Source organism: Shewanella litorisediminis, from assembly GCF_016834455.1.
Lineage (GTDB): Bacteria > Pseudomonadota > Gammaproteobacteria > Enterobacterales > Shewanellaceae > Shewanella > Shewanella litorisediminis.
In genome coordinates this window covers 2,275,948-2,301,190 of record NZ_CP069213.1, presented here as the reverse complement: position 1 = coordinate 2,301,190, position 25,243 = coordinate 2,275,948, and the positions used below count along the sequence as shown (strand labels likewise).

Sequence of the window (25,243 nt, the reverse complement as noted above, 5' to 3'; positions counted from 1 at the left end):
ATGGCACTTACCAAAGCCGAAATGGCAGAGCATCTTTTTGAAACGCTTGGCATTAACAAGCGGGTCGCGAAAGAGATGGTAGAGACGTTTTTCGAAGAAATCCGAAGCGCTCTCGAAAGTGGTGAGCAGGTCAAGCTGTCCGGTTTTGGTAATTTTGACCTCAGGGACAAAAACCAACGACCTGGCCGCAACCCAAAAACCGGTGAGGATATCCCGATTTCTGCCCGTCGTGTGGTGACATTCCGCCCCGGCCAGAAGCTGAAAAGCCGCGTCGAGTCATCCAACTCCGAAAAGTAACACCGGAATACACTTAGGGAAGGCCACTCATCTGAGTGGCTTTCCTGTTTGTGTGGTTTAAAGAGATTCTAAGTTAAGACGATGCGTTATTTCGACAGACGATTTTACTGGGGACTGCTGCATCCCAAACTTTGGGGAACCTGGATTGCCATTGGCGTTTTGCTCTTTTTCGGGGCCTTGCCAGCGTGGTTGCGTGACCCTTTTGCCAGAGCCTTGTCCAAGTTGGTACTCTCCATTGCCAAGAAGCCCATCAGAGTTGCTAAGGCTAATATACGTACTTGTTTTCCTGACAAATCAGAGGCTGAAGTAGACGCCCTTGTCCGTGAAAACGTCGCGCATTTCGTCATGATCCTCATTGGTCAGGCAGAACTCTTGTTTGGCAGTAAAGAACATTTGCGCCGTCGGGTGAATCTTCACGGCTTTGAGCATGTTCAAGCGGCCAGGGAAGCCGGTCAGCCGGTGATATTTATCATGCCCCATGTGTGGGGCATCGATTATGCCGGCCTTCGATTGAATCTCGATTTACCCATGGTCACCATGGCCAAGGCTCACAGAAACGAGCTGTTTAACTGGTTTTCCAATCGCATTCGCAGTCGGCTGGGCGGACATGTTTACATGCGTGAAGCTGGTCTTAGGGTGCTTATCAGTGAAATGCGCCAGGGTAACAGCTTTTTCTATCTGCCGGATGAGGACTTGGGGCCGGATCAAAGTGTGTTTGCCCCGCTTTTCGCCACGACCAAGGCAACCTTACCGGTGGTCGGGCGTCTCGCTGCGGCGGGCAATGCGCAGGTAATGCCTGTGGTTATTGGATACGATGACAAGGCACATCGATTTGAACTAACCGTGCTGCCAGCCATTGAAGAAGACACCATGAGGGGCAAGGAAAACGAAGCCCTGGCCCTTAATCGTGCGGTGGAGCAGGTGATTAGCGCTTATCCAGAGCAATACATGTGGTTTTTGAAGTTGCTGCGGACCCGGCCTCCCGGTGAGCCTTCGATTTACGATTGATAACAGAGGGTATTCATGCGTGTTGCTGCTGGCTATAATCAAGCAATACGCACCCGCTGAGAGTTTAACATGCTGAAAGCGTCCATCCCGGTCGACGAGACCGAGAGGCTCAACGCCCTGTATCGATTGGAGATACTGGACACCAAAACGGAAGAGCGTTTCGACAGGATAACCCGTTTGGCAAGGCGTCTTTTCGACGTGCCCATCTGTCTTATCAGTTTGGTGGATAAAGACCGCCAGTGGTTCAAGTCCTGCGTAGGTTTGGATGCCTGTCAAACCGCGAGAGACATCTCTTTTTGCAGCCATACGATTCTGCAGTCAGATATCTTTGTTGTTGAGGATACCTTCGAAGATCCCAGATTTGTTGATAACCCCCTGGTAACCGAAACGCCGCACATCCGCTTTTATGCGGGATACCCGTTAACCCTGAGTAATGGTTTCAGGGTTGGTACCCTCTGTATTCTGGACACACGGCCGAGGCACTTTGATGAAGAGTCTTTAAAAGATCTGCAGGATCTCGGTCAGATGGTGGTGTCGGAACTGGAGTCTCATCAAACGGCGACGCTCGATCCTCTGACTGGGTTATCCAATCTTCGTGGGTTTGAGAGACTCGGTCGGCAGTGCTTGCTCAAATGTGAGCGTTATCAGCAGGATGCGACACTGATGTTTTTTGACCTTGACCATTTCAAAGACATCAACGATAGATTCGGTCATCAGGAAGGCAATGAGGCATTAAAGGCTTTTGCCGGTCTGCTGTTGGAATCATTTCGAGAATATGACGTGGTCGCAAGGCTTGGCGGGGATGAGTTTGCGGCGGTGATCAGCCACGATAAAATGCTGTCACCGGCCATTGGCATTATTCATCGCCTCAGGCAGACGCTGGCCGCCCATAACATCAGCCGTGCTATCGGTTATCAAATCGAATTCAGCTGCGGTTGTGCCCGATTTGACGGGCAGAGTCCCCTGGAGCTGGATGTGCTGCTTAAGCAGGCCGACACCCAAATGTACCGTGAAAAGCAGCATAAGCAGCGTAACGATTAAATCGTGAGTAAGCGGTATAAAAATGGGGCCATGGCCCCATTTTTACTTACTATCTCATCAGGTTACCTGGTCTGAATGTTACTTACGGGCCTGATGGCGCTCGTAGAGATTATGGCTGATGTCAGCAAGTGACAGTCCCTGATCTTCCAAGAGTACCATCAGGTGAAACAGCAGATCCGACGCTTCATCAACCAGCTCTTTTTTATCGTGGATTGCGGCGGCGAGCGCCGTTTCCAGGCCTTCTTCACCCACTTTTTGCGCCATACGTTTGGTGCCACTGGCAAAGAGTGACGCCGTGTAGCTGCTGCCACCTTCGCCCGCGTCACAGGCTTTTTTCCTGCCCTGAATTAAGCTCTCGAGTCCGGCAATAAAGCTGTGGCTGCCATCCTGCCAGCAGGACTCAGTGCCAGTGTGACAGGTGGGGCCCTTGGGCAGAACCTGTACCAAGAGGCTGTCGTTATCACAATCGGCAGCAATGCTGACAAGACTGAGCACATTGCCGGACGACTCGCCCTTGGTCCACAGCCGCTGTTTGCTGCGACTGAAAAAGGTGACCATGCCGGTTTGCAGGGTTTGTTCCAGCGCAGCCTTGTCCATATAGCCTTGCATCAGCACCTTGCCACTCAGATGGTTTTGCACGATGGCGGGAATAAGCCCATCCTGTTTGTCCCAATCGAGACGGTTTAAAAGGGTTTCGTCAGCCATGTGCCATTACTCCGTTAACCTGATGGCAATTCCCTGTGACGCAAGGAATTGTTTAAGCTCACCAATATTGATAATGCCTTTGTGAAACACGCTGGCAGCTAGCGCCGCATCGACCCGTGCATCGGTAAATACCTCGGCAAAGTGTGCCATGGTGCCGGCGCCGCCAGAGGCGATAAGGGGGACGTCGCAGACGGTGCGCACCTTTAAAAGCTGCTCAATATCATAGCCCTGGCGCACGCCATCCTGATTCATCACGTTCAGCACTATCTCGCCGCAGCCCTGGCGCTGCACTTCTTCAACCCAATCCAGGGTATGCCAGCGGGTATCTTTGGTGGCGGCTTCATCGCCGGTATATTGCTTTACGGTGTAATTACCGCTCTCGATATCGTAAAAGCTGTCGATACCCACCACCACACATTGACGACCGAATTCATCGTGCAGCCTGCGAATAAGACTGGGATCCGACAGTGCAGGTGAGTTGATGGAAATCTTATCGGCGCCGAAGGCAAGGATTTCCCGTGCCTGGGCGGCGGTTTTAATACCGCCTGCCACACAAAAGGGGATGTCGATACGCTCGGCGATACGGCTTACCCAGGATTTATCGACCACGGCGCCTTTGGCGCTGGCACTGATATCGTAAAACACCAGCTCATCGGCGCCTTCTTCAGCGTAGCGGGCGGCAAGGGGCACTATGTCGCCCACAATTTCGTGGTTACGAAACTGCACCCCTTTAACCACTTTGCCATCTTTCACATCCAGGCAAGGCACTATGCGTTTGGCCAACATGCAATTGCCTCCTTTGCGGTAAAGACGCCAGTGAGCAGCGCCTTACCGATAATGATGCCGCTGGCACCGGATGCCTTGACGGCTTTTACATCTTCGAGGGTGGCGACGCCACCGCTTGCCTGCCACTGCACATCGCCAAAACGCTCAGCCAGTTCACGGTAAAGCGCGGTATTGGCGCCGGTCATGGTGCCGTCGCGGCTGATATCAGTCACCAGCGCATGTTTAAGGCCTGCGGGCATAAAGGTATCCACCAGGGATTCCAGCGACTTTCCGCCGCCCTGTTGCCAGCCGTGAACGGCCACCATCTTGTTGCCGTCGGCATCGATATTCACATCGAGGGCAAGACAGATGGCATCGCCGCCATATTTATCAAAAAGGCTCAGCACCACCTCAGGTGACTTGACCGCCAACGAGCCGATCACAACCCGGGCAACGCCTGCGTCCAGCAGGGCATCCACATCGGCGGCGCTGCGAATGCCGCCGCCAACCTGCAGCGGTGTGGACAGACTGGCGGCCATCTCTTTAATTAACGCCGTTTGCCGTTTTTCCGGGTCTTTGGCGCCGGTCAAATCCACCAGATGCAAGAGCGCTGCGCCATCTTGCTGATATGTCTGTAGCTGGGCTTTGGGGTCCAGCGAAAATTCGGTCTTTTTGGCGTAATCGCCCTGAAACAGGCGCACCACCTGACCATCAATAAGGTCAATAGCAGGAATGATCATGATTGCTCCAAGGTGCCAACAGGTGCTTGCACTTGCGTATTCACATTAAGTCCCAAATCGGCCAGTGTGAGTCCCAAAAAGTTTTTCAGGATTTTGGCGCCGGTGGCGGCGCTTTTTTCCGGATGGAACTGCACCCCCATAAAATTGTCTCTGGCGATGGCCGCGCTGAAGATTTCGCCGTATTCGCAGCTGGCGATGGTGGCAGGGGATACGCCCGCGCAGAAGGAGTGCACAAAGTACACCCACTCGCCAGGCTCAATGCCGGCAAAGAGCGGGTGGCTGGATACCTTAAGCTGATTCCAGCCCATGTGGGGTAAAGGTTGGCTGCCTGCATCCAACTCACGGATTTCCCCGGGGATAATATCCAGGCAATCAATATCTTCGCCCTTGGCGCCGCGCTCGTGGGAGCGGGTCATCAAAAGCTGCATCCCAAGGCATACACCGAGCACCGGCTGGCGCAGGGTTGGGATAAGTTTATCAAGCTCTCTGGCTCTGAGGGCATCCATGGCGGCGGCAGCTGTGCCAACGCCCGGCAGCACCAGCCGGGGCGCGGCGCGAAGTACTTCGCTGTCGCGGCTCACCAGCACTCTGGCGCCAAGGCGTTCGAAGGCAAACTTCACCGAGCTTAGATTGGCGCAGCCGGTGTCTATTATCACCAAATCAGCGCTTGCGGCCGCTTCGGCCGCAGATTCGGCCGATATACCGTACTCTATCATCAAAGCATTCCTTCTCTCATCAAAGCACGCCCTTTGAGGATGGCAGGGCATCACCCTCGATGGCAACGGCCTGACGCAGGGTGCGCCCCAGCACCTTGAACAGGGCCTCCACCTTATGGTGATCGTTATCGCCTTCGCAGCCAATGTGTAAGGTACAGCGCAGGCCATCGGCAAATGAGCGGAAGAAGTGCGGTACCATTTCGGTGGCCATTTCCCCCACGGTATCGCGGCTGAATGTGGCATCAAACTTGATAAAAGGCCGACCCGAGATATCCATCAAACACTGGCCCGAGGCTTCATCCATGGGCAGGGCAAAGCCGAAACGGCCGATGCCGCGCTTGTCACCGAGAGCCTGGCGCAGGGCATCACCCAAGGCCAGCGCCGTGTCTTCGACGCTGTGGTGATCGTCAATTTCAAGGTCGCCATCTACCTTGAGGTTGAGGCTGAAATTGCCGTGGGTGGCAATTTGATCCAGCATGTGGTCGAAAAAGCCGATGCCGGTGTCGATTTGATTACTGCCCGGGGTATCTAGATCAACAGTAACCCGGATGTCGGTTTCGCGGGTGGTGCGCACCACGGTAGCGCAGCGACCTTTGGACAGCAGGGCGTCAGCGATGGCATTCCAGCCGAGGGTTTCACGCTGATATTTAAAGCTCTTGATGCCCATGGCATTGCCAAGCTCCACATCGGTGTCGCGATCGCCAATCACCGCCGAGGCCGTGAAATCTACCCGTCCTTCGGTGAGGAAGGATTTAACCAACCCGAGCTTGGGTTTGCGGCAGCTGCAGTTTTCATCGTTGAAGTGCGGGCAAATCAGCACCTCATCAAACTTAACGCCCTGACTCTCAAATACCTGCATCATCAGGTTGTGCGGCGCATCAAAATCTTCCTGAGGGAAGGATGGGGTGCCGAGGCCGTCCTGATTACTGACCATGATCAGCCGATAACCGGCTTTTTGCAGCTGCAGCAGCGCGGGAATAGCGTTCGGCTCAAACACCAGTTTACTGAGGCTATCGACCTGTTTATCCGTTACCGGCTCTTCAATCAAAGTGCCATCACGGTCGATAAAAAGCATTTTCTGGGTCATGGGTACTATGTCCTTATGATTATTTGCTGTCGATACGGCCGATGGCCTCGATAATGGAATCCGTTTCTTGCTCGCTGGTGTAGCTGATGCGGATGGCATCTTTAAGCCTTGGGTGGCTGTAGCGCCTGGCGACTATGCCTGCGCTGGTAAGGCTGGCAGCCAGATTTTCAATCTTGCTGCTAAAAGCGAGCACATAGTTGCCGCCGCTTGGCAGGACGGTAAGGCCTGCGTCGCTGAGCGCTGCCGTGAGTCTCGCGCCCTGCTTATTAAGAAGTACCACATCGGCGCGCATTTGGGCTATGCCCTCTGGCGAAAGGGCTTTTTCGGCGATTACAGACACAGGCACAGGCACTGGATAGGGCGCAATCACCCGCATCACCAGCTCGCATACCGAAGGCCTCGCCAGCAAAAAACCGCAGCGAGCCCCCGCCAGGCCAAAGGCCTTGGAGAGGGTGCGCAGCACCACCAGATTCTCAAATTCTGCCATCAGACCTGTGGCACTTTGGGCGGGTGAGCCGTCGGCATTGCGGGCAAATTCGATATAGGCTTCATCCACCACTACCAGCGCATTGGGGAAGGTTTTTGCCACCCGCGCAATTTCACAAAGGGGCAGCAGGGTGCCGGTTGGGTTATTGGGGTTGCAGACAAACACCAATTTGCTGCCACTTAAGGATGAGATGTCCCCGGGCAGGCTGAAATCTTCTGCCAGGGGCAGGGTATTGACCGCCACATTAAAGGTGGCTGCGCTGATGGCGTACATGCCATAGGTCGGGCTGAAAATCCCTATGCTGTCTTTGCCGGGCACACAAAAGGTGCGGATAAGCAGTTCAATGGCCTCATCGGCGCCCCGGCCGCATACCAGCTCATTGGGCGTAACTCCGGCGTAGGCAGAATAGGCGGCAATCAGCCCCGGTGGTTGGCACTCCGGGTAGCGGTTGGCGCCATTAATGCCGGTGCGGTTAAAGGGCGACTCGTTGGCGTTCACCCACATTTCGCCGCTGCCGCCGATGCGCCGAGCGCTCTGGTAGGGTTCGAGGTTTAAAAGCTCGCGGCGGGCAAGGCGAGCAGCCAGGCTATCCGCTGGTACTGCATTTACCTGAGATGTCATTGGCGGTTCTCCTCTTGTGCGATGGCATCAAGCCGAACTTTTACGGCATTTTTGTGGGCATCCAGAGATTCGGCCGCAGCCAGTGTCATCACGGTTTGACCCAGCCCCTTAAGTCCTTCGGCGCTTAATTCCTGCACCGTAAAGCGGCGGCAAAAATCGGCCAGCGACAAGCTGGAAACGGTTTTGCTGTACCCATAGGTGGGCAGCACGTGGTTGGTCCCGGAGGCATAATCGCCAACCGATTCCGGTGTATAGGCGCCCAAAAAGACTGACCCTGCCGCACGAATTCGTGGCAGCAACGCCCTTGGCTCCCTGGTTTGAATAATCAGGTGCTCTGGGGCATAGAGGTTTGACACCATTGCCGCCTTATCCAGGGTGTCAGTAATAATAATGCGGCTGCATGAGAGCGCGCCTTCTGCGGTTTCTCTGCGTGGCAGCAAGGCAAGTTGGCGCCCAAGCGCCGCTTCCACTGCCGCGGCCTGGGCGCTGGAGTCGGTAACAAAAATCACCTGGGAGTCACTGCCGTGCTCGGCCTGAGACAAGAGGTCGGCGGCAATAAACTCGGGGTTTGCGGCATCATCGGCAATCACCAGCACTTCGGAAGGCCCCGCTGGCATATCGATGGTGACAGCTGCCTGGGTATCCCGCGCCACCTGGGCCTTGGCTTCAGTTACATAACGGTTGCCCGGGCCAAAAATTTTATCCACCCGAGGCACACTCTCAGTGCCGTAGGCGAGCGCCGCAATCGCCTGGGCGCCACCTATCTGGAATACGTCGGTAATGCCGCACACGCGGGCTGCATAGAGGATGGCGTCATCAATGGGTGGCGGGCTGACCAGTACCCGCTTGTTGCAGCCTGCGATAGCCGCAGGCACCGCCAGCATCAGCACTGAACTGATAAGAGGCGCGCTGCCGCCGGGAATATAGAGTCCCACCTTTTCAATGGCTTCGCTTTTAAGCTCGCAGCGGACACCTGACTGGGTTTCCAGGCTGATTTCACTGAACTGCTGCGCGCTGTGAAAGCGGGCTATGTTGGCGCGGGCGGCGTTGATGGCGTCTTTAAGCTCTGGACTGACCCGCTCGCAGGCTGCGGCGATAACGTCTGCACCCAGTGCCAGCGTGTCGATTTCGGTATTATCGAAGCGCGCTGCGTACTCAATCAGGGCGCTGTCGCCGCGGCGTTTTACGTTTTCGAGAATGTCACTCACCGATGCCGCCAGGCTGTCGTCACCCACCAGAGGTGAGCGAGATAGCGCCCGTCGCTTGGCATCATCGCTTAAGGTGTTCCAGACCAAGGTTTCCATCGCTTACCCCATCATCTTTTCGATTGGCATCACCAGAATCGAACTGGCACCGAGTGCTGTCAGTTCTTCCATGGTGTCCCAGAACAGGTCTTCGGTGCTGACTGCGTGAATGGCAACGCGATTTGTTTCGTCATTGAGTGGCAGCACCGTAGGGTTTTCGGCGCCGGGCAGCAGGGCGACGATTTGCTCCAGCGTTTCAGTTGGGGCGTGCAGCAGGATGTATTTGCTCTCACGGGCGCGGATAACACCATTGACCCGGGAGAGGATTTTATTGATAAGCGCCTGTTTAGCGTCGCTTTGTGGCGTGGTGGATTGAATGATACAGGCCATGGAGCGGAAAATAACTTCGGTTTCATACAGGCCGTTGGCTTCGAGGGTGGCGCCGGTAGACACCAGATCGCAAATGCCATCGGCAAGGCCTGCGCGCGGAGCAACTTCCACTGAGCCTTTTAATTGGCAGTCTTGATAGGATATGCCCTTATTTTGCATAAATCGTCGAAGCAGGTTGGGGTAGGAGGTAGCTATCCTGAGGCCTTCCAGTGAGCTTGCGTCGCCATAGACAAATTCCGTTGGTACGGCGAGTGACAGGCGACAGGCACCGAAGTCCAGTTGTCTGAGCTTAACGACATCGGAGGCGTTGCCGAGGCACTCGCGCTCAAGCTGCTCTTCTTCCAGCACGTTTTCGCCGACAATGCCCAAATCGACTACACCGTCCATTACCAGCCCGGGGATGTCATCATCCCGCACCCGTAAAATATCTACCGGCATATTGTCGGCATGGGCGATAAGTCGCTGTTCATTCACATTGAATTTTACCCCACAGCTTTTCAGCAGCTGCTGGGACTCGGTGGACAAACGTCCGGATTTTTGGATGGCGATTCTCAGTCTGGCAGTCATGGCGAAATATCCTGGTATCTAAAGTAATGTTTAAAATCAAAAACTTTGGTGCAAAGAAAAACCCCCGGAATTCCTTCCGGGGGTTGTCCTGAAACTTTAGATCATGACCGCCAGAAGGAATGCACCTTCGGCAGTGAGCTTCCGAAGGCTACCGCTTATGATGGTGGTGATGGTGCTTGGCAGTCGAAAGCTGGAACATGTGTCGTTAATCCTGTGTCTGGCGCCGTGCGCTCGTTACATTTGCTGTTTGGCCGAATTTATCGGACGCTTTTTACACTAATGGCTTTCCGGGCGCTTTGCAAGGCCGTTTTTTGTCAATATTAAAAAAGTTCAGCTTTGCATGAATATTCATGTGATATAGGTCTGATTTGAAGCGTGTTCTATGCTGCCCTTGTGACGGGCAGTGAAATCGGCATAATGCACAAAACCAAAAGGTTAATGACCCAATTGCCGGAGCAAGTTTGTCTTCCAAGTCCGCAGCCAACAACCTGATAGTACGCACCCAGGCCGTCTTCGATGAGGGTGGGCTGTTGTCGCGTTTTATTCGGGGGTATCGGCGCCGTGAGGTGCAGCAGCAGATGGCTGAGGAAGTGGCATCCTGCTTGATTAACACCCATAAGCTGGTGCTTGAGGCCGGTACAGGGGTTGGAAAAACCTTTGCCTATCTTGTGCCTGCGCTCTTAAGTGGTAAGCAGGTGATTATCAGTACTGGCAGTAAAAATTTGCAGGAGCAGCTCTTTTATAAAGACCTGCCCGCACTGCTTGAGATGCTTAAGCTCAAGGTGCCGGTCAGCCTGTTAAAAGGCCGAAGTAACTATTTGTGCCAGCGGCTGATGGCGGCGCAGATGGATGCCGCTTTCAGTCACGACGAGAAGCTGTTGGATGATTTACTTAAGCTCAATCAGTTTGCGCAAACCACCGAAGATGGTGACCTTGGCAACCTCACCGGAGTTGCTGAAGATGCCCGCGCCATCAGTCTGGTGGCCAGCACCCAGGATAGTTGCACCGGCCAGCGCTGTGCCTTTTATGAGGACTGTTTTACCCGCAAAGCCCGCGCCCGCGCCATGAATGCCCGCTTGATTGTGGTGAACCATCACCTGTTTTTTGCTGACAGGGTTTTGAAGGACACTGGCTTTGCAGAGCTTTTGCCCGATGTGGATGCGGTGATTTTCGATGAAGCGCATCTGCTGCCGGATATCGCTGTCCAGTACTTCGGCTCGCAGCTTTCCACCGGCAGTTTGCGCCGTCTGCTTGATGGTATAGAGCGGCTCACAGAAGGGGAGCTTGGTGATACCCAGGGGCTTAAGTTGCTGCCACAGCGCGCCCGGGTAAAGTTGGATGCCTGGCAAAATTGCCTGGTGGATGCAGGCAGCAGTGATTTCAGGCAGCTGCTTAAAGATAAGGCGGCGGCGATGGCGGCAGGCGAGCTGCTTGCTGAGTTATCCGCGCTTGAAGCCTTGCTGCTTGCCAATGTTGGCCGCAGCGAGCCGCTCGATGATTTTGCCGTCAAGCTGCCGGAGCTCAAGCACAAGCTTGAACGATTTGTGGACTGTGATGATCCGGGCTCAGCCTATGGCATCGATATCGGTGAGCGCCACCTGATGCTGCGCATTTCCCCCATCGATATCGCCAAGGCCTGCAGCGCACTCTTTGGTGCCGATACCGCCTGGGTGTTCACTTCGGCTACCCTGCAGGTTGAACGAAGTCTTCAGTATTTTACCCGGGAGCTTGGGCTGACTGCTGCACCACCTTCAACAGTCGACCGTGCTAAGTCCCTTCGCACTCAATCCAAAGCTGTCAGTGCCAAATCAGCCATCTGCAAAGAGGTGCTGCTGGACAGTCCCTTTGATTATCCAAGGCAATCCCTGTTATGTGTGCCCCGCCGTCTTGGCAGTGTGGTCAATCAGGATGCCATGGTGCGCCAGCTTACGGAGGTGTGCTTAAAGCTGATTAAAGCCGCCAAGGGGCGCACTTTTATCCTTTTTACCAGCCACCGGATGATGGAGGCGGTGGCGCGCGCTCTGGTCGGCCGCTGCCACTATCCGCTGTTGGTGCAGGGGCAGGGGGGAAAGCAGCAATTGCTATCCAAATTCAGGCAATTGGGTGAAGCCGTGCTGCTTGGCACCGGCAGCTTTTGGGAAGGGGTAGACGTGCGTGGCAAGCTATTGTCGTGTGTGATTATCGATAAGCTGCCCTTTGCCTCGCCCGATGACAGTCTCTATAAAGCACGCGCGAGCCGCGTTGAGGCCAGAGGAGGCGATCCCTTCCTGGAAATTTCGCTGCCCCAGGCGGTGATTGCGCTGAAACAGGGGGCTGGCCGGCTTATCCGCGATGAAACCGATCGCGGCGTACTGGTTATTTGTGATAACCGTTTGGTTAATCGGCCCTATGGCCAGGCGTTTTTGCAGTCGTTGCCGCCAATGGCCCGCACCCGTGATTTGGACGCGGCATGTGCCTTTTTGGCGGCAATTGACTGAATTTAATCCGACTGCTGACGTTAGCCGTTTTATGGTCGGCGTGTTATCGGGTAAAATCACCCCAATTGCCGATAGGGCCACCCTGCCGTGGCCAACGATTTTGGAAACTCATAACCCATGACGCAGCCTATTGCACTGCCGGATAATCCGGTGATCCTCGCGCTCGATACCTGTACCGAAGCGTGCTCCGCCGCGCTTTTAGCCAAAGGTGCAACTTACGCCGATATGGCCGATGCCCCCCGTGAGCACAGCCAGCGCCTGCTGCCGATGATTGATGGGCTCTTGACCGAGGCCGGGCTCAGCATCGCCGATGTCAACATCATTGCCTACGGCCGAGGCCCCGGCAGCTTCACCGGTATTCGCATCTGCACCAGCATGACTCAGGGGCTGGCACTTGGCCGTGAGTTGCCGGTGATTGGTATTTCAACCCTGGCTGCCATGGCACAGGAAGCGATGGAAAAGAGCGGTGAAACCCGGGTGCTCTGTGCCATTGATGCGCGCATGTCGGAAGTGTATGTGGGCGAGTACCGGATGCAGGATGGCGTGGCGACCCTGGTGGGCGAAGAAGCCGTATTGCCGCCTTCCATGGTGAAGGTATCTGATGGTGTAAGGCTTGCCTGTGGTACGGGGTTTGATGCCTATCCTGAGCTTCTGGCTCTGGGCCATGGCCTTGAGCTCAGCACCGAGGTGAAGTTTCCCGCCGCTGAGGCTATGCTGATACTGGCAAAACGGGGTATCGCCGAAGGACTGCACACCAGTGTGGATGATTTGGCACCCGTGTATCTTCGCGATACAGTGGCCTGGAAGAAACTGCCAGGCCGCGAATAAACTGAGGACTCGCTGATATGGTGATTAACGCTGCACAGATTGCGTTTTTTGGGGCAAGCGCCCTGACGCCACGCACTTTGCCTGCTGCGTTGTCGCCAAATGCCGATGAAGCAGTCGAACAGCTTCCCAGTGTAACAGGGGCGCAGGCTAAATCGCTGATGGCGTCCTGGGAGAGTGGATTCGTTCCTAATCAACAGCTTAACTATGACGAGACGCCCAAAAGTCGTGGTGCAATCGCAGAGTATTTGTTGACCCAGCATGGTGAGCGCCGGGAGCAAATCCGTGCCATGGTCGGCATAGATCTCTATGCCTGACGCCAAAACCTCCAATGTCACTCCCCCACATTCTGCTGGCGCTTCTCATCCAGGGCGGGGGGTATTCCTGTTGGAGCTGGCCTTCGCGGCCTTTATTACCCATATCCCGTATCTTGGCATCCCGTTTAAGTGGCTGGAAAGCTTTTTCCATGAGCTGTCCCATGCGCTGGCTACCCTCGTGACCGGTGGGATCGTAAGCCACATACAACTGTTTCCCAATGGCGCCGGGTTGTGTTTTTCCGGCGGTGGCATGCCTGTAGTCATTGGTTTCAGCGGTTATGCCGGTGCGGCGTTATGGGGGCTCACCCTGTTTATGATGGCAACCTGGCCGAAGGGGATCCGACCGGCCTTCGCTTTACTCGGGGTGATGGTGTTGGTGGTCTTGCTGTTTTACGCCCGCGATGTGCTGACAATGGGAATTTTATTGGTTCTTGCAGGGCTGTTTTTTCTTCCCCTGAAGCTCGCCAGTGCCCCCTGGCTGGTTATGCTGCTAAGGCTGATTGCACTGATTGTGCTGCTGAATGCACTTAACAGTCCGACTTATCTCTGGGGGCTTGAAGGGCAGGGGGATGCGGTGCTCCTGAGCAACTTGATTTGGATACCGCCCGCACTGTGGATAGCATTGTGGCTGGCGCTGGCGGCAGGGTGTCTCTGGCTTTGTTGGCGCCGGGTCAATGCCCTGATTAATTGCAACAAAATATGAATTCCTCTTGGAATGCTCATGAAGCCTTGTTAGCTTCGATGTCTGTATTTGTGGCGTATTTCGAGGTATTTCAAGGAGAACATGATGAATAAGTTACTGGTGGCGGGCCTGGTATCATGGGCCGGATTAACAGGTGTGGCACATGGAATGACATTGGAAGAAGCGGCAGCCAACAGTTTGCGCACGCCCGCCAATGTTGAGCGCGATCAGTATCGTCATCCGGTTGAGACGCTGAACTTTTTCGGGGTAAAAGACAATCTGACTGTGGTGGAGTTCTGGCCCGGTGGTGGCTGGTACACTGAAATCCTGGCGCCATTGCTCAATGAGAAAGGTCAGTACATAGCGGCAAACTTTGAAACCAGCCCCGCTCCGGAAGCCAAGAGCCCTGCGTATCGTATTCGTTTGGGCAAAGCGCTGGAAGACTGGCTGGAAACCCACGCGGATAAGGTGGGCAATGCCAAAACCGTTACCTTCGACCCTCCACATAAAACCTCATTGGGGGAGAGTGGCAGTGCCGACGTGGTGCTGACATTCCGTAATATGCATAACTGGGCTATGGCTGGGCAAGCCGAGACTGTGGTTGCCTCAGCGTTCGACGTATTAAAGCCCGGTGGCGTTTTCGGTGTGGTTGAGCACAGAGCCAACCCAGGCATGAGCCTCAAATCAGGCTACATGGAAGAAGATGAAGTGATACGTTTGGCCAAGGCCGCGGGTTTTGTGTTGGCAGAAAAGAGTGAAGTGAACGCGAATCCAAAAGACAGCAAAGACTATGCTGATGGCGTCTGGACTCTGCCGCCCTCATTTCGTCTGGGTGATAAAGATAAAGAACGTTACCTGGCCATCGGCGAAAGCGACCGTATGACCCTGAAGTTTGTCAAACCTGCAGAGCGTTGATTTATTGAACGGCTGAAAGGGCGCTTCCCCCCTGAAGACGCTTTTAGATCAGCGCCCATGTCACAGAATGCCGATACCGGAACCTCTCCGGTGTCGGCATTTTTCACTGTAGGTTGGTGATGGGTCAGAGTACGAGGCTGAAATGACGCAGCGAGAGCTTTTTATGAAGAGTGTATTTCACGAGCTGGAGTTCCCTTTGCCCCATATTCGGTTGGCAGGGTGGGAACATGGCTGTATGGCGAGGGACGGCATAAAGCAAGACAGCACACAAACTGCGGCTGAAGGACAAAACAAGCCACTGGTGCTGGCACTGCATGGCTGGCTTGATAACGCCCAGAGTTTTGCGCCGCTTGCGGCCTCGTTGAATGACGTCAGGTTGATGGCTATCGACTGGCCGGGGCATGGAATGTCTGAACACAGGGCCGGGCACTATCCTCTGCATTGGATAGATTACTTATTTGATTTACATGCAGTATTACAGTTTTTAAAGGCGCGGGGGGATAGCCCCAAAGCCATTATTGGCCATTCATTGGGTGGCATAGTGGCCAGTGCCTATGTGGCAGCTCATCCGGATGCCTGTGAAAAGCTGGTTTTGATAGAGGCGCTGGGGCCACTTTCAGAGAGGCCAGGAAAGTGTCAGCAGCGTTTGGCAGACAGTTTTGCATCTCACTGGTCCTTAAACGCTAAAAATGCCGGCGGCGATAAGCCAAAAGCCTATTCCAGTCTGGAGGCTGTTATCGAAGCAAGACACAGACTGACCGGGCTTAATAAGGCAGCATGTGAATTGATACTCGCACGCAATTTTGAGTATCGCAGCGATGGGGAAATGCCTGGCTGGTATAACAAAACCGATCCCAGACTCAAGCTAGATTCGCCGCTGCGACTGACACCGGCCCACGCTGAAGCCTTTATCCGGGATCTGGAAATGCCGACGCTGTTACTGATGGGAGAGCAGGGATTTGCTAAGCTGCACGAGGCATTGGAGCATGCACGTCCTCTTTATCGGCAGCTGCAAGTGCAAACCATCAAAGGCGATCACCATCTTCATATGACGGATCCGGACGGTGCCGCCGATGCCATTCGCCACTTTCTGAGCACCTGCGGATAAGCCTTAAAAAGGGGCTGGGCTTTTATGCGCAATTATGTGATGATTGTCAAAAATTTAAACGCCCGTATGATTTTCGAGCGTAAGTAATAATAACAAGTTAAAACAACCGTATCGGTGGTCCTTTGACGCCTGGATTAGCGTCACCGTTACCCCGGGGTTTTAGGAGACTTTTGTGGACAAACCTTGGATTAATCATTTGCCACACGATGTGCCTGCTGAAATTGATGCGGGCAGATTTGACAGTTTGGTCGATATGTTTGAGCAGGCAGTGAGGGATTACGCCGATCAACCTGCCTTTATTAACATGGGTGCTGTGCTGACCTATCGTAAACTCGAAGAGCGCAGCCGCGCCTTTGCTGCCTACCTGCAAAACGAGCTTGGCCTCAAGAAGGGCGACAGGGTCGCGCTGATGATGCCCAACCTGCTGCAATACCCGATTGCACTTTTTGGTGTACTGCGAGCAGGACTGGTGGTGGTCAACGTTAATCCGCTTTACACGCCCCGTGAACTTAAGCACCAGCTTATTGATTCCGGTGCCAAAACCATCGTGGTGGTATCCAATTTTGCCCGAACCCTTGAAGAAGTGGTTGACGAAACGCCGGTGGAAAGCGTCATTATCACGGGTCTTGGGGATCTGCTGAGCGCACCCAAGCGCACCTTGGTGAACTTTGTGGTGAAGTACATCAAAAAGCTGGTGCCCAAGTACGACTTGCCACACGCCATTTCTTTCCGGAGTGCGCTGCAAAAAGGCCGGCGCATGCAGTACGTTAAACAAGAGCTCGACAGAGAATCCCTGGCATTTTTACAGTATACGGGTGGTACTACAGGCGTCTCCAAGGGGGCCATGCTGAGCCATGGCAATGTGGTTGCCAACGTATTACAGGCAAACGGTGCCTATGCGCCCCTGCTGGCCGATGGCAAAGAGCTCGTGGTCACTGCATTGCCGCTATATCACATCTTTGCGTTAACAGTGAACTGTTTGCTTTTCCTGCACAAAGGAGCACAAAACCTCCTCATCACCAATCCACGCGACATTCCTGCCTTTGTAGCGGACTTGCGCAAGTATCCTTTTACTGCGTTAACCGGGGTAAACACCCTGTTCAATGCCCTGGTGAACAACGAAGAGTTTACTCAGCTGGACTTTTCACGGCTTAAGCTCTCCATTGGTGGTGGTATGGCAGTGCAGTGCGCTGTGGCAGACAAGTGGCAAAACATCACCAAAACCCGACTGCTGGAAGGTTATGGTCTGACAGAAGCCTCTCCGCTGGTGACCTGCTGCCCCTATAACCTGGAAGGTTATAACGGCTCTATCGGATTCCCTGCACCTTCGACCTTAATTCAGGTACGAGACGATGAAGGCAAGGTTCTGGCACAGGGTGAAACCGGTGAGCTTTTTGCCAAAGGTCCCCAGGTGATGAAAGGTTACTGGCAACGTCCAGAAGAGACGGCCAAAGTTATCGACGCGGACGGCTGGCTTGCCACCGGTGATATTGGCTATATGGATGAGCAGGGTTTCTTTTACATCGTCGATCGCAAGAAAGACATGATTCTGGTATCCGGCTTTAACGTGTTCCCCAACGAAGTGGAAGATGTGATTGCCATGCACCCGAAAGTCATTGAAGTGGCAGCCATCGGTGTGCCCAATGAAGCCAGCGGTGAAGCGGTTAAAGTCTTTGTGGTTGCCAAAGACAAATCTTTGACCGAAAGCGATATTATCAAGCACTGCAAGCATCATTTAACGGGCTATAAGGTTCCCAAGCTGGTAGAATTCAGGGACGAATTACCTAAGACCAACGTGGGTAAGATATTGCGCCGGGAGCTTAGAAACGAAGAGCTTAATAAGGCGTGATAGAAAAACCGGCGTAAAGCCGGTTTTTTATTGCTACGAGCCAAGATGAGGGGAGAGAGGTTTGCTGGAGTTTCACTACGTAAAGGACGATGAGGCGCTGACAGCTCTGGTCGGCCAATACAGCCAAAGCCGTTTACTGGTACTTGACACCGAATTTGTGCGGACCCGTACCTATTACGCCAAACTGGGCCTCATTCAGGTATATGATGGAAATACTCTGGCACTGATAGACCCATTGGATATCCAGGATTTATCTGGCTTTTGGGCGCTGTTGTCCAACCCAAATATCCTGAAGCTGGTGCATTCCTGCTCGGAAGATCTTGAAGTGTTTGCCCGCTATGGCCGGGTACAACCCACCCCCTTGTTTGATACCCAAATTGCCGCGGCGCTCTGCGGTATGGGCCATGGACTTGGCTATGCCAAGCTGGTGGAAGAATGTTTGGGACAAACCCTGGACAAAGGTGAATCCCGCACCGATTGGATTAAACGGCCACTGACGGATGCCCAGCTGCAGTACGCCGCCAATGATGTCTTCTACCTGTATCAGTTGTATCCCCAGCTTGAACAAAAGCTCAAAGCGCTCGGGCGCTTCGATTGGGTGCTGGAAGAAGGTGCCCGTTTGACAGAAGGGCGTTTACAGCAGCCGGAAGCAGCAACGGCGTACCTCAAGGTAAAGAATGCGTTTCAACTGACCCCAAAGCAATTGGCGTACCTTGAAGTTCTGGCTGCCTGGCGCTTGGAGCGCGCGCTTGACCGTGACCTGGCGCTTGGCTTTGTGATTAAAGATCATGCCTTGATTGCCCTCGCGAAAAAGCCACCCCGTTCCTTAAGTGATTTGTTAAAAATCAACGATCTCTCCGAGCATGAAAAACGCATTCACGGCAAAGAGATCTTGAAGGTATTGCAAAAAGCCGATGTGGATAATCCACCAGATGCCATCGATGTGATTGCACTTAAACCCGCTTACAAACAGGCGTTCAAAAGCATAAAAGCTGCGCTTACTGATATTTGTGAAAGGGAAGGGCTGCCGAGCGAGCTTTTTTGTTCTAAACGCCACATCCACGAGTATCTGGAATATCGCTGGCAAAGTGATTCTGAGGATACGCCATTGCTGCTGCAAGGCTGGCGTGGACAACTCGCTGCAGAGGTGCTGCAAACTCTGGTGCTGGAGCCCTGACTGCTGGCTTTGGGCTAGTCGCAAATCACCATAAAAAAGCCGCCCGAAGGCGGCTTTTTTTACACAGTTAAACAGAGTTCAGCCTCTTGGGGCACCGGCTGCCATTTTGTTAGCCGGATAAGACATCTGCCCAAAGGATGGGCACAATGTGTCCCCTTTAACGCTCCGGCAGGGTGACGTTCAGTTCGAGCACCGACAGGTTGTCGTCATTTTGCTCCAGTTGCACAGAAACCTGTTCTTCCGAAATGTAAACGTACTTACGGATCACTTCGATAATTTCCTGTTTCATTTGAGGAAAATAATCTGGTGCGCCGCGTTCAGTGCGTTGGTGTGCCACGATGATCTGCAAGCGTTCCTTGGCAAGGGACGCTGAGTTGGCTTTTTTGTTGCTTCTGAAATAATCGAGTAAAGACATAATCAGCTACCAAAGATCCTTTTCAACAGGCCCTTCTTCTCTTCGGTGACGAAGCGAAGTGGGAGTTCTTCACCCAACAAACGGGCAACAGTATCACTGTAGGCCTGACCAGCATCACTTTCCTGGTCGACAATCACAGGTACACCAGAGTTTGATGCCTTGAGTACAGCCTGAGACTCGGGGATCACACCAAGCAAATCGATGGCCAGAATATCTTCAACGTCGGCCACGCTCAGCATTTCACCGTTTTTCACCCGGGTTGGGGAGTAGCGGGTCAGCAGCAGGTATTCCTTGATGGGTTCCAGATTTTGCTCGGCGCGACGTGATTTGCTTTGCAGTATGCCAAGGATCCGGTCTGAGTCGCGTACTGAACTCACTTCCGGGTTGGTTGTGACAATGGCAATATCGGCGAAATAGAGCGCCATTAGCGCGCCTGTTTCGATGCCTGCCGGGGAGTCACAGACGATGTATTCAAAGTCTTTGGCAAGGTCATCCAGCACTCGGCCTACGCCTTCACGGGTGAGGGCATCTTTGTCGCGGGTTTGGGAAGCGGGCAGTACAAACAGGTTTTCGCTGCGCTTATCTTTGATCATCGCCTGATTAAGATTTGCTTCACCATTGATAACGTTAACAAAATCGTAAACCACCCGGCGTTCGCAACCCATGATAAGGTCGAGGTTACGCAGACCGATATCAAAGTCTATCACCACGGTTTTGTGACCGCGCAGGGCCAAACCTGTGGCAATGGCAGCACTTGATGTGGTTTTACCTACGCCGCCTTTTCCTGAAGTGACAACAATAATCTGTGCCATGCTAATTTTTATCCCTTAATTCTGCCCCATCACAATGGCAGTGCTTCTACTGTTAGTGAGTCGCCATCGAGGCGCACACAGCCGCTTTTCGCGGTAACACCGTGCTTTTGTAAATTCTCAGTTAGCCAGTATTGACCCGCGATGGAAATGAGTTCGGGCTCCAGGTGGCTCGCCAGGATAACTGCATCCCGTGCGCCGTTGGCACCGGCCATCGCCTTGCCCCTGAGTGCTCCGTAAATATGAATACTGCCATCGGCAATTACCTCGGCGCCGTTTCCGACGGCACCGAAGATGATCAAATCGCCGTTTTGAACGTAGATCTGCTGCCCGGAACGCACGTTTTGCCGCACGATACGGGTGGTTCTGGGCATGGGAGGGGGAGAGGGCATCTGTGTCTGTTTGCCGGCTTTGACCGAGGCCAGTCCACAGGCCTTGGCCTGTTCAGACAATGCGTCATTGGCGCCGGTCACACCAACAATCACCAGCTGGCGTGACACCAGCAGGTTTTGAAGTGCTGCCAAATCCAATTTTCCGTCTTCGACGGCGGATAGATTCAGTACCAAAGGGGCCCCAATAAAAAACTGTGGTGCTTGCGCCAGCTTTTTGTCGAGGTCCAAGGTGATGCTGTCCAAATCAGAGGTATTGATATGCAATACCGACAGCGTAAAAGAAGATCCCTTTAATTCAAGGCTTGCTTTTCGCATCCCCGTAATCTGCTCCAGAAATTAATCAGTCTCGCGCTGATCTGCATTTTTTTCTAAAGAGCCCATGTTATAGTGTGCCCCAATCACTGGCAAGTTTGATATTTTCGGAAATTGACCCACCTATGATATGTGCCGTTTATAAAAGCAGCCGTAAGCAAGAAACCTATTTATTCGTGCCCAAGAGGGATGATTTCAGCCAGGTACCAGAGCCTTTATTACAGATGTTTGGCACACCTTTGCTGGTGATGCTGTTACCGCTGGAAAGAAAAGAGAAGCTTGGAATTGCCGATATCGACAAAGTGCGCAGCGAACTCGCTGAAAAAGGCTATTATTTGCAATTGCCGCCACCCAAAGATAATTTACTGACGCAACACCGCCGCGATTTAGGCATAGAGGATTGATAAAGGACTCATCATACTCATCAGGAGGCGTTTGAAACTGTGAAGTCAATATTCTGTACTTCCCTGTCAGCGTTGGCACTGATGTCTGCCACTGTTATGGCGCAAAGCGCCGAGAGTGGCAGTTTCGCCGACTATCTGGCTGGACTCAAAGACGAGGCCGCCAGCCAGCACAAAATTCGTCCACAAACCTTAGACGCTGTTGTTCCAAAGATTAAGGAGTTTCGGCTCGCAAAAAGTGATGTGGGTGAGCCTGCAGCAGAACCTTCCACCAATCTCGATACTTATCTTCCACTGACGCTGAACGATGCCTTGGTAGACGAAGCGAAATTTCAGTATCAGGGGCATGCAGAAACCCTGAATCGGATTGGCAAAAAATATGGGGTTCAGCCCCGTTTCATTGTCGCTCTGTGGGGACTTGGTTCGCGCTATGGTCGAGATGCCGGCGTTTACCCCGTGCTGTCGGTTACCGCTTCAAAGGCCTTCACGCAAGACCGGGAAGCGTTTTATCGTGAGCAGTTTTTTGCCGCCCTCAAGATAGTCGACAGCAGCAGCTGGCAGCCAGATAACTTACTGGCGACCCCCGATGGCCATATGGGGCAGCCACAGCTGTTACCCCAGGATTTTTTGTCCTTGGCAAAAGATGGCGACGATGACGGAAAAGCCGATATTTGGAGCAATCCCGCCGATGTATTTGCCACGCTCGCTTACTCACTTCAGCAGGCCGGTTGGCGGGAAGATGAAACCTGGGGACGTCAGGTTAAAATTCCTTCGGACTTTGATGTTTCTCAGGCCGCTAAGGGGAACAAGAAGTCTTTTTCTCAGTGGCAGGCCCTTGGCGTAAGGCGCTTTGATGGAACGGATCTGCCGGCAAGGGCAGATATGCAGGTTGAGATGGTGATGCCCGATGGCCCGAAAGGACGGGTATATCTGGTGTATGACAACTATCTTGCCCTCAAACGTTGGCATGACAGCGACTATTTTGCGCTGGCGGTGGTGCATCTTTCGGATCGCATCAAGTTTCAACTGGGTGAATAGGGTATAATGCCGCGTTTGTTAATGTACGCCGGTAGTCTGCTGTGATGGAATTTTGGAAAACCAAGCGTCTTGAAGCCTTGAGTCCCGAAGAGTGGGAGTCACTTTGTGACGGTTGCGGTAAATGTTGTCTCAATAAAATCATCGATGATGAAACCGATGAGCTGTATTACACCAATGCGGCCTGTAAGTTACTCGATCGGGGTGCGTGCCGTTGTCGTCATTACAGCGAGCGCTTTACCTTTGTGCCGGGCTGCGCGGCCATTACAGCTGACAATATCGCGAGTTTGACCTGGTTACCGGACAGCTGCGCCTACGTTCGCTTGTTTCAAGGCAGAGATTTGCCCAGCTGGCACCCGCTTATTACCGGCTCAAAAGAGGCGATGCATGCGGCAGGTATGTCAGTAAAAGGTAAGGCCGTATGCGAAACCAAGGTCAGATACCTTGAAGATCATATCGTGCTATGGCCGCTTAAGGATGTTGATTGAAAAAACGCCCCATTCGGGGCGTTTTTGTTGAAGGATGCTGTTAATGTCCTGCTAAGCTCATGAAGTTGGCTGTCAGGCCGACTTTTTCAGTACCGGTACGATAAAAGCTGCCCAGGCAAGCAGATATACGGCGAACGCCACTATCATCCATTCACCCATGGTGACTCCGGCGAACTGCCAGGGAATATCGCTGCACATGCCGGTGGGCATAAATACGCTGGGCAGCCACTCATGTAATTGCAACCAAGTGGGAAATTCCGGCAAAAACGAGCAGGTCGAGAATGGATTTGGGTTGTTTTGCATGTCAACCAGCTCAAGCGCAAGTTTAAGGCCCCAGGCGGCGGAAATCCCCCACAGCAGCGCGCCAATGGTCCGGACTAACCGGTTTGCCGGTGCCACTAAGCCAATCAATCCTGCCGCAAGCAGGCCGAATACGGCCACTCGCTGATAAATACACATGACGCAGGGATCGAGCTTCATGATGTGCTGAAAATAGAGCGCGGCAGATTCCAGAGCGAGAGCGCTTAAGGCGAGAATGCCCCAGGAAAGACGGCTGTGGGCAAACGAAATCAGGCTTTGCATAGGGTCTCCATGAGTGGAATGTCCATAAAAAAGCCCGCACACGAGAGTGCGGGCTATTTCTGACTTTACTTAAGCAGTGAAGTTCAGTCAATCCAGAGAATTAATGTCCACCTACCGCATTGCCGGCCGCTTCCGCTGCGCTGTGATGGTTAATCAGGTGGCTGTCGTAGAAATATTGGGTCATATCGGTGAGGAAGCCGGATTCAATGGCCAGGATCCCGACAATAGACAGAACTATGGTGTAAGGCAGCGCCATCATTACCATTCGGCCGTAGGACAGGCGAATGAGCGGCGCAAGCGCCGAGGTCAGCAAAAACAGGAATGCTGCCTGACCATTTGGGGTCGCCACAGAAGGCAGGTTGGTACCTGTGTTGATGGCCACGGCCAGCAGGTCAAACTGATCACGGGTAATTTGTCCGTTGAGCAGTGCGGCTTTCACTTCGTTGATATACACAGTTCCAACGAAGACGTTGTCACTGACCATGGAAAGCAGACCGTTGGCGATGTAGAAGATAACCAGCTGCACATTGCCTTCGTAGCTGAGTGCCCACTGGATCACAGGCGCAAACAGTTGCTGGTCGATAATGACACCCACCACGGCAAAGAACACCGCCAGCAATGCGGTAAAAGGCAGGGCTTCCTCGAAGGCCTTACCCAGCGCATGCTCGTCGGTAATGCCGTTGAAAGCGGTGTTAAGGATGATTACCGACAGACCAATTAGACCAACTGACGCCAGGTGGAACGCGAGGCCTACAATCAGCCAAACCCCAACCAGAGCCTGTACCAGCAACTTAACCTTATCTTTGGGCGTGCGGCGGGCATCTTCGTATGCGTCGTATTCGCTCAAGATCTTGTGTACGGCTTCCGGCAACTTGGCACCGTAACCAAACCACTTAAATTTCTCAACCACAAAGCAGGTCAGGATACCGGCAAAAAACACAGGCACAGTCACAGGCGACATGCGAATGGCAAATTCCCCAAACTGCCAGTTTGCCTGGGCTGCGATAATCAGGTTTTGTGGCTCACCTACCATGGTGCACACACCACCGAGGGCAGTACCCACACCGGCGTGCATCAGGAGGTTACGCAGAAACCCGCGGAAGGACTCAAGTTCGCTCTCGTTGAGCTGTTCGGGGGCCTCTGAGGTGTGGTCGTGATCTGAGCTGAAGTCTTTACCCGATGCCACCTTGTGGTAGATAGAATAGAAACCCACAGCGACAGTGATAATCACGGCGATAACCGTCAGGGCATCGAGGAAGGCTGACAAAAACGCCGATGCGATACAAAACAACATGGATACGACGATTTTCGAACGTACCTTGGTCAGCATTTTGGTGAAGGCGTATAGCAGCAGCTGTTTCATAAAGTAGATGCCAGCCACCATAAACACCAGTAGCAGCAGTACTTCCAGGTTGGCCTGAATTTCGTGCAATACCTGGGTTGGTGTGGTCATACCGATAATGACCGCTTCAATGGCCAGCAGACCACCAGGCTGCAGGGGATAGCATTTGAGCGCCATGGCCAGGGTAAAAATAAATTGGATCACCAAAACCCAGCCGGCAATAAAGGGGTTCAGGTAAAAGAGTATCGGATTTATCGCCAAAAACGACAGGATCGCGAACTTGTACCATCTGGGCGAATTACCCAGAAAGTTGGCAAACAGTGACTGCCCAAGAGTCAATGGCATTTTCCCCTCTCCATATGCTTGATAATTAATGAGGTTTATTATTGTTTGGTGTAGCGGTACTGACACGTACTTCAGTCTAGCCTAAACCTTAACCTAAAGTAATC

27 protein-coding genes are annotated in these 25,243 nt (G+C 53.3%); 14 read left to right on the top strand and 13 right to left on the bottom strand.

From position 1 onward, the window contains the following. The 3 genes from ihfA (at position 1) to JQC75_RS09970 (ending at position 2,346) form a co-directional block, all read left to right on the top strand. Positions 1–297, top strand: a complete 297-nt coding sequence (gene ihfA / locus JQC75_RS09980; protein ID WP_011760064.1) for an integration host factor subunit alpha — start codon at positions 1–3, stop codon at positions 295–297. Positions 298–378: 81 nt separating this feature from the next. Then, positions 379–1,305 (top strand): lauroyl-Kdo(2)-lipid IV(A) myristoyltransferase, encoded by a 927-nt coding sequence (gene lpxM / locus JQC75_RS09975; protein ID WP_203323975.1) that lies wholly within the window; start codon positions 379–381, stop codon positions 1,303–1,305. 69 nt (positions 1,306–1,374) lie between these two features. After that, a complete protein-coding gene (locus tag JQC75_RS09970) occupies positions 1,375–2,346 on the top strand; it encodes a sensor domain-containing diguanylate cyclase (RefSeq protein WP_203323974.1) in 972 nt (323 codons plus the stop codon). 78 nt (positions 2,347–2,424) lie between these two features. Here the strand turns inward: JQC75_RS09970 and hisIE are convergent, their stop codons facing one another. The 8 genes from hisIE to hisG are packed head-to-tail and all read right to left on the bottom strand — an operon-like array spanning position 2,425 to position 9,668. Continuing rightward, the gene (gene hisIE / locus JQC75_RS09965; RefSeq protein ID WP_203323973.1) at positions 2,425–3,051 is read right to left on the bottom strand and encodes a bifunctional phosphoribosyl-AMP cyclohydrolase/phosphoribosyl-ATP diphosphatase HisIE; all 627 of its coding nucleotides are present in this window, start codon (positions 3,049–3,051) and stop codon (positions 2,425–2,427) included. Positions 3,052–3,057: 6 nt separating this feature from the next. Next, the gene (gene hisF / locus JQC75_RS09960) at positions 3,058–3,837 is read right to left on the bottom strand and encodes an imidazole glycerol phosphate synthase subunit HisF (protein ID WP_203323972.1); all 780 of its coding nucleotides are present in this window, start codon (positions 3,835–3,837) and stop codon (positions 3,058–3,060) included. Beyond that, positions 3,819–4,556: a 1-(5-phosphoribosyl)-5-[(5-phosphoribosylamino)methylideneamino]imidazole-4-carboxamide isomerase gene (gene hisA, locus JQC75_RS09955; RefSeq protein ID WP_203323971.1), complete on the bottom strand. Its 738-nt coding sequence runs from the start codon at positions 4,554–4,556 to the stop codon at positions 3,819–3,821. Before hisA ends, hisF begins: the two co-directional genes overlap by 19 nt. Then, complete coding sequence (gene hisH, locus JQC75_RS09950; RefSeq protein WP_203323970.1) at positions 4,553–5,272, bottom strand: imidazole glycerol phosphate synthase subunit HisH; 720 nt, start codon at positions 5,270–5,272, stop codon at positions 4,553–4,555. The genes hisA and hisH overlap by 4 nt, the downstream gene beginning before the upstream one ends. Positions 5,273–5,291: 19 nt before the next feature. Further along, a complete protein-coding gene (gene hisB, locus JQC75_RS09945) occupies positions 5,292–6,359 on the bottom strand; it encodes a bifunctional histidinol-phosphatase/imidazoleglycerol-phosphate dehydratase HisB (protein ID WP_203323969.1) in 1,068 nt (355 codons plus the stop codon). A 19-nt stretch (positions 6,360–6,378) separates the two neighbouring features. Further along, on the bottom strand, positions 6,379–7,467 hold the full coding sequence (gene hisC, locus JQC75_RS09940) for a histidinol-phosphate transaminase (RefSeq protein ID WP_203323968.1): 1,089 nt from the start codon (positions 7,465–7,467) through the stop codon (positions 6,379–6,381). Continuing rightward, positions 7,464–8,771 (bottom strand): histidinol dehydrogenase, encoded by a 1,308-nt coding sequence (hisD, locus tag JQC75_RS09935; RefSeq protein ID WP_203323967.1) that lies wholly within the window; start codon positions 8,769–8,771, stop codon positions 7,464–7,466. The genes hisC and hisD overlap by 4 nt, the downstream gene beginning before the upstream one ends. Before the next feature lie 3 nt (positions 8,772–8,774). After that, positions 8,775–9,668: an ATP phosphoribosyltransferase gene (hisG, locus tag JQC75_RS09930; protein ID WP_203323966.1), complete on the bottom strand. Its 894-nt coding sequence runs from the start codon at positions 9,666–9,668 to the stop codon at positions 8,775–8,777. 461 nt (positions 9,669–10,129) lie between these two features. Between hisG and JQC75_RS09925 the strand changes: the two genes are divergently transcribed. The 8 genes from JQC75_RS09925 to rnd all read left to right on the top strand — a co-directional run bounded on the left by JQC75_RS09925 (position 10,130) and on the right by rnd (position 19,018). Continuing rightward, complete coding sequence (locus JQC75_RS09925; RefSeq protein WP_380798265.1) at positions 10,130–12,145, top strand: DNA repair helicase YoaA; 2,016 nt, start codon at positions 10,130–10,132, stop codon at positions 12,143–12,145. Between the two features lie 117 nt (positions 12,146–12,262). Continuing rightward, positions 12,263–12,973, top strand: a complete 711-nt coding sequence (gene tsaB, locus JQC75_RS09920; RefSeq protein WP_203323965.1) for a tRNA (adenosine(37)-N6)-threonylcarbamoyltransferase complex dimerization subunit type 1 TsaB — start codon at positions 12,263–12,265, stop codon at positions 12,971–12,973. Positions 12,974–12,990: 17 nt separating this feature from the next. Next, positions 12,991–13,287 carry a hypothetical protein gene (locus JQC75_RS09915; RefSeq protein WP_203323964.1) on the top strand — a complete coding sequence of 99 codons (297 nt, stop codon included), beginning with the start codon at positions 12,991–12,993 and terminating at the stop codon, positions 13,285–13,287. Next, positions 13,280–13,990: a M50 family metallopeptidase gene (locus tag JQC75_RS09910; RefSeq protein WP_203323963.1), complete on the top strand. Its 711-nt coding sequence runs from the start codon at positions 13,280–13,282 to the stop codon at positions 13,988–13,990. Before JQC75_RS09915 ends, JQC75_RS09910 begins: the two co-directional genes overlap by 8 nt. Positions 13,991–14,071: 81 nt before the next feature. Then, positions 14,072–14,884 carry a class I SAM-dependent methyltransferase gene (locus JQC75_RS09905; protein WP_203323962.1) on the top strand — a complete coding sequence of 271 codons (813 nt, stop codon included), beginning with the start codon at positions 14,072–14,074 and terminating at the stop codon, positions 14,882–14,884. Between the two features lie 163 nt (positions 14,885–15,047). After that, a complete protein-coding gene (locus JQC75_RS09900) occupies positions 15,048–15,992 on the top strand; it encodes an alpha/beta fold hydrolase (protein ID WP_203323961.1) in 945 nt (314 codons plus the stop codon). A gap of 172 nt (positions 15,993–16,164) precedes the next feature. After that, positions 16,165–17,841 carry a long-chain-fatty-acid--CoA ligase FadD gene (fadD, locus tag JQC75_RS09895; RefSeq protein WP_203323960.1) on the top strand — a complete coding sequence of 559 codons (1,677 nt, stop codon included), beginning with the start codon at positions 16,165–16,167 and terminating at the stop codon, positions 17,839–17,841. 61 nt (positions 17,842–17,902) lie between these two features. Further along, on the top strand, positions 17,903–19,018 hold the full coding sequence (gene rnd, locus JQC75_RS09890) for a ribonuclease D (protein ID WP_203323959.1): 1,116 nt from the start codon (positions 17,903–17,905) through the stop codon (positions 19,016–19,018). Between the two features lie 157 nt (positions 19,019–19,175). Here the strand turns inward: rnd and minE are convergent, their stop codons facing one another. From minE to minC, 3 genes are read right to left on the bottom strand one after another with little or no spacing between them, the layout of a single operon-like run. Further along, positions 19,176–19,433: a cell division topological specificity factor MinE gene (minE, locus tag JQC75_RS09885; RefSeq protein ID WP_203323958.1), complete on the bottom strand. Its 258-nt coding sequence runs from the start codon at positions 19,431–19,433 to the stop codon at positions 19,176–19,178. A gap of 2 nt (positions 19,434–19,435) precedes the next feature. After that, the gene (minD, locus tag JQC75_RS09880) at positions 19,436–20,245 is read right to left on the bottom strand and encodes a septum site-determining protein MinD (protein ID WP_011760044.1); all 810 of its coding nucleotides are present in this window, start codon (positions 20,243–20,245) and stop codon (positions 19,436–19,438) included. 29 nt (positions 20,246–20,274) lie between these two features. Then, complete coding sequence (gene minC / locus JQC75_RS09875) at positions 20,275–20,949, bottom strand: septum site-determining protein MinC (protein WP_203323957.1); 675 nt, start codon at positions 20,947–20,949, stop codon at positions 20,275–20,277. Positions 20,950–21,071: 122 nt separating this feature from the next. Between minC and JQC75_RS09870 the strand changes: the two genes are divergently transcribed. From JQC75_RS09870 to JQC75_RS09860, 3 genes are read left to right on the top strand one after another with little or no spacing between them, the layout of a single operon-like run. Beyond that, positions 21,072–21,350 carry a YcgL domain-containing protein gene (locus tag JQC75_RS09870; RefSeq protein ID WP_203327191.1) on the top strand — a complete coding sequence of 93 codons (279 nt, stop codon included), beginning with the start codon at positions 21,072–21,074 and terminating at the stop codon, positions 21,348–21,350. 39 nt (positions 21,351–21,389) lie between these two features. Further along, positions 21,390–22,385, top strand: a complete 996-nt coding sequence (locus JQC75_RS09865; RefSeq protein WP_203323956.1) for a lytic murein transglycosylase — start codon at positions 21,390–21,392, stop codon at positions 22,383–22,385. A gap of 44 nt (positions 22,386–22,429) precedes the next feature. Continuing rightward, the gene (locus JQC75_RS09860) at positions 22,430–22,870 is read left to right on the top strand and encodes a YcgN family cysteine cluster protein (protein WP_203323955.1); all 441 of its coding nucleotides are present in this window, start codon (positions 22,430–22,432) and stop codon (positions 22,868–22,870) included. Between the two features lie 72 nt (positions 22,871–22,942). Here the strand turns inward: JQC75_RS09860 and dsbB are convergent, their stop codons facing one another. Then, positions 22,943–23,452 carry a disulfide bond formation protein DsbB gene (gene dsbB, locus JQC75_RS09855; protein WP_203323954.1) on the bottom strand — a complete coding sequence of 170 codons (510 nt, stop codon included), beginning with the start codon at positions 23,450–23,452 and terminating at the stop codon, positions 22,943–22,945. 100 nt (positions 23,453–23,552) lie between these two features. Continuing rightward, positions 23,553–25,139, bottom strand: a complete 1,587-nt coding sequence (gene nhaB, locus JQC75_RS09850) for a sodium/proton antiporter NhaB (protein WP_203323953.1) — start codon at positions 25,137–25,139, stop codon at positions 23,553–23,555. Positions 25,140–25,243 lie beyond the last annotated feature (104 nt).

Coding starts and splice junctions, on each gene's coding strand:
- ihfA (WP_011760064.1), top strand. CDS start 1: ATGGCACTTACCAAAGCCGAAATGGCAGAGCATCTTTTTGAAACGCTT.
- lpxM (WP_203323975.1), top strand. CDS start 379: ATGCGTTATTTCGACAGACGATTTTACTGGGGACTGCTGCATCCCAAA.
- JQC75_RS09970 (WP_203323974.1), top strand. CDS start 1,375: ATGCTGAAAGCGTCCATCCCGGTCGACGAGACCGAGAGGCTCAACGCC.
- hisIE (WP_203323973.1), bottom strand. CDS start 3,051: ATGGCTGACGAAACCCTTTTAAACCGTCTCGATTGGGACAAACAGGAT.
- hisF (WP_203323972.1), bottom strand. CDS start 3,837: ATGTTGGCCAAACGCATAGTGCCTTGCCTGGATGTGAAAGATGGCAAA.
- hisA (WP_203323971.1), bottom strand. CDS start 4,556: ATGATCATTCCTGCTATTGACCTTATTGATGGTCAGGTGGTGCGCCTG.
- hisH (WP_203323970.1), bottom strand. CDS start 5,272: ATGATAGAGTACGGTATATCGGCCGAATCTGCGGCCGAAGCGGCCGCA.
- hisB (WP_203323969.1), bottom strand. CDS start 6,359: ATGACCCAGAAAATGCTTTTTATCGACCGTGATGGCACTTTGATTGAA.
- hisC (WP_203323968.1), bottom strand. CDS start 7,467: ATGACATCTCAGGTAAATGCAGTACCAGCGGATAGCCTGGCTGCTCGC.
- hisD (WP_203323967.1), bottom strand. CDS start 8,771: ATGGAAACCTTGGTCTGGAACACCTTAAGCGATGATGCCAAGCGACGG.
- hisG (WP_203323966.1), bottom strand. CDS start 9,668: ATGACTGCCAGACTGAGAATCGCCATCCAAAAATCCGGACGTTTGTCC.
- tsaB (WP_203323965.1), top strand. CDS start 12,263: ATGACGCAGCCTATTGCACTGCCGGATAATCCGGTGATCCTCGCGCTC.
- JQC75_RS09915 (WP_203323964.1), top strand. CDS start 12,991: ATGGTGATTAACGCTGCACAGATTGCGTTTTTTGGGGCAAGCGCCCTG.
- JQC75_RS09910 (WP_203323963.1), top strand. CDS start 13,280: ATGCCTGACGCCAAAACCTCCAATGTCACTCCCCCACATTCTGCTGGC.
- JQC75_RS09905 (WP_203323962.1), top strand. CDS start 14,072: ATGATGAATAAGTTACTGGTGGCGGGCCTGGTATCATGGGCCGGATTA.
- JQC75_RS09900 (WP_203323961.1), top strand. CDS start 15,048: ATGAAGAGTGTATTTCACGAGCTGGAGTTCCCTTTGCCCCATATTCGG.
- minE (WP_203323958.1), bottom strand. CDS start 19,433: ATGTCTTTACTCGATTATTTCAGAAGCAACAAAAAAGCCAACTCAGCG.
- minD (WP_011760044.1), bottom strand. CDS start 20,245: ATGGCACAGATTATTGTTGTCACTTCAGGAAAAGGCGGCGTAGGTAAA.
- minC (WP_203323957.1), bottom strand. CDS start 20,949: ATGCGAAAAGCAAGCCTTGAATTAAAGGGATCTTCTTTTACGCTGTCG.
- JQC75_RS09870 (WP_203327191.1), top strand. CDS start 21,072: ATGATATGTGCCGTTTATAAAAGCAGCCGTAAGCAAGAAACCTATTTA.
- JQC75_RS09860 (WP_203323955.1), top strand. CDS start 22,430: ATGGAATTTTGGAAAACCAAGCGTCTTGAAGCCTTGAGTCCCGAAGAG.
- dsbB (WP_203323954.1), bottom strand. CDS start 23,452: ATGCAAAGCCTGATTTCGTTTGCCCACAGCCGTCTTTCCTGGGGCATT.
- nhaB (WP_203323953.1), bottom strand. CDS start 25,139: ATGCCATTGACTCTTGGGCAGTCACTGTTTGCCAACTTTCTGGGTAAT.